Origin of the sequence: Actinomadura rubrisoli (assembly GCF_004349215.1) — a bacterium.
Lineage (GTDB): Bacteria > Actinomycetota > Actinomycetes > Streptosporangiales > Streptosporangiaceae > Spirillospora > Spirillospora rubrisoli.
The window spans coordinates 1-2,923 of the sequence record NZ_SMKU01000590.1 but is presented as its reverse complement, the minus strand read 5'-3'; the positions used below and the strand labels follow the sequence as shown (position 1 = coordinate 2,923).

The window sequence follows — 2,923 nt, the reverse complement described above, 5'->3', positions numbered from 1 at the left end:
GTTGCCGAGGCCCGCGAACAGCGGCAGCGGCGTGCGCGGGACGCTGCGCATCGCCTTGGCCAGCTCGGCGGGGTCGGCGAGGGGCTGGGCGTCGCCGATGCCGAGGCAGCGGCAGACGATCGCGTCGACCGCGTGGGAGATGCCCGCCTGGACCTGGCGGGGCGCGTGGGGGACGCCGTCGCCCTCGGGCGCGGGCGGCAGGTCGGAGCCCTTGGCGTCGCCGGGCCAGTGCGCGGTGAGCGCCGCGTACAGCATGCGTCCGAGGCCGCGGACGTCCTCGCCCGCGGGGTCGTCGGCGTAGCGGTCGCCGAGGACGGCGTCGGTCGCGATGCCGAGGAGCTTGACGGTGCCGCCGGTCGTCCAGACGAGGTCGCGCGGGGTGAGGCAGAGGTGGGCGAGCCCGGCGGCGTGCGCGGCGGCGATGGCCTCGGCCGCCTCGTACAGCAGGGTCGCCGCGCGGCCCGGCTCCAGCGGGGCCTTGGTGAGCATCTGCTCCAGCGTCTCGCCGACGACCCACTCGCTCACGACGTAGGCGGACTCGCCGCTGTCGTCGGCGTCGAACACCTGCGTGAGGCGCGGGTCGGTCAGGCGGCTGGCGGCGCGGGCGGAGGTGACGACCTCGCCGATGCGGGGGAACTCGGGGTCGAAGGTGCGGACGGCGACGGCCCGGGCGAGGATCTCGTCGATGGCCTTCCAGAGCGAAGATCCGCCCGAGTCGCTGATGCGCTCCTCAAGCCTGTAGCGGCCGGCGAGTCGTGTGCCGGGCTCGATGACTGACGTGCTCACGGCAACGTCCTGCGCAGGTGGTCAGATCCCATGTTCGTGGCGTGGCAGCTTACGCCTCCGACCCTCCTCTTTGCGTTCCCCAGGGTGTCAGCCCGCAAGCCGTAGTCCCCAACATGGTAGTGGCAACTCGCACGAGTAGCCGCCTTATCGCCGCGCGTCCTGTGTACTTTGCCGGGCTTTACCGGCGCGCCTCCGCGCCGCCGGGGGCCCGTCACCTCCCGGTCAGCGTCCGGGCAGCCGGCTCGTGATGGTCGAGATCATGGTCTGCACCTCGCCGACCCGCAGAAGTTTGGCGAACAGCAGGTACAGGACGCCGCCGCCGGCGCTGCCGGCCACGAGGGCGGCGAGCCCGGGCAGCAGGCCCTCGCCCATCGCCGCGTCGACGATCGCGTGCGCGGCGTACGCGAACCCGATCAGCGGCCAGAGCGCGACGGCGAGCTTGAGGTAGGTGACGACGATCCGGCGGCCGTCCATGCCGCCGAGCCTGCGGCGCAGGATCGCCCAGCCGACCAGGGCGCCGACGGTCTGCGCCATCGCGAACCCGGCCGCGATCCCCACGATGATCTTGTCGGTGGGCAGCGCCTTGTAGGCGGTGAACGCCAGCGCGACGTTGGTGGCGACGACCGCCACGCTGATGAACGCGGGGGTGCGCGTGTCCTGCATGGCGTAGAAGACGCGGAGCATGAGCTGGTACGCCGAGAACGGCACGAGCGCTATCGCGAACATCTCCAGGACGTTCGCGATGACCTGCGCGTTCGACACGGTGGTCTGGCCGTGCGCGAACAGCACGGTCGTGATCTCGCCCGCCAGCGTCGCCATCAGCGCGGCCGCGGGCAGGATCACCACCGAGCAGAGCCGCAGGCCACTGGAGAAGTCGTCGCGGACGTCGCCCATCCGGTTCGCGGCGGCGTGCTCGCTCATCCGCGGTAGCAGCGCCGTGATCACCGAGACGCCGATGATCGCGTACGGGAGCTGGAACAGCTGGTAGGCGTTGAAGTAGGGGGTGTAGCCGACGTCCCCGAGGTGCTCCTTGCGGCCGAGCACGCCCGCCGCGTTGCCGAGCGAGGTCGTCACCGCGAACCCGATCTGGGTGATCACGACGTAGCTGAGCGTCCAGACGGCCATCCTGCCCATCTGGCCCAGCTCGCCCTTGCGGAAGTCCAGCCGGGGCCGCCAGCGGAAACCCGAGCCGCGCAGGGACGGCCACAGCGCGACCGTCTGCAGCGCCATGCCGCCGATGGTGCCGCCCGCCAGCAGCGCGACCTCGGTATTGGTGATGGAACCCGGCGACACCGTCCCGGTGCTGATCAGCAGGAACGCCCCGGCGGTGCCGCAGATGACGATGTTGTTGAGCACCGGCGCCCACATCGGCGCCCCGAATCGCTTGCGGGTGTTGAGGATGGCACCGGAGAACGCGCTGACGCCGAGGAAGAAGATCTGCACCGCGAACAGCCGCGCGAACAGCACCGCGAGATCGCGCTGCTCGCCCTCCATCGCGCCGCCGTAGATCGTGATGAAGACGGGGCCGAGCAGCACCGCCACGACGGTGATCAGGGCGAGGCCCAGCACGGCCAGGGTGAACAGCCGCTGCTCGTACCGGGCGCCGTAGGCCGCGTCGCGCTCCCGCGCCCGGACGATCAGCGGGACGACGACGGCGGTCAGGACGCCGCCGAGCAGCAGGTCGTAGACGATGAACGGGACCGTGTTCGCCGTGTTGTAGGCGTCGGCGAGCGCGCCGGTGCCGAGCGCGGCGACCAGCATCGCGGTCCGCAGGAAGCCGGTGACGCGGGACGCGAGGGTGCCCACGGCCATGACCGCGCCGGAGCGCAGGATGCCGGACGCCTTGCCACCTGAGTCCTGGCCCCCGCCGGGACCGCCGGGACCGCCGGGAACGTCGACGACCGTCTCCGCGACGGACGGGTTACCGCCAGGTAGCGGTATGTCAATCGCTGTTTCCCCCGCGATGTTTCCCCCCGCGGCTGGGGGCCTGCGCGTCGGCGGCGGGCTCGGGTAGCCCTGCGGCGGGTTCCCCGGCGCCTGTCCCGGGCCCGGTGCCGGATATCCCTGGCCCGGGTAGCCCTGTCCCGGACGCGGCGGGCCCGGCTGTCCCGGCTGTCCCGGAGGGCGCGGCGGGGGT

The 2,923-nt window shown here is 72.3% G+C and carries 2 protein-coding genes; both read right to left on the bottom strand.

The genetic code is table 11. From position 1 onward, the window contains the following. The coding region (locus E1298_RS45745) for a protein kinase family protein (RefSeq protein WP_207945257.1) at positions 1–786 on the bottom strand (786 nt) is incomplete at its 3' end. 222 nt (positions 787–1,008) lie between these two features. Next, the gene (gene murJ, locus E1298_RS45740; protein WP_131903624.1) at positions 1,009–2,598 is read right to left on the bottom strand and encodes a murein biosynthesis integral membrane protein MurJ; all 1,590 of its coding nucleotides are present in this window, start codon (positions 2,596–2,598) and stop codon (positions 1,009–1,011) included. Positions 2,599–2,923 lie beyond the last annotated feature (325 nt).

What these genes read in the sequence shown, in the direction of transcription:
- murJ (WP_131903624.1), bottom strand. Translation starts at nt 2,598, where the DNA reads ATGGCCGTGGGCACCCTCGCGTCCCGCGTCACCGGCTTCCTGCGGACC.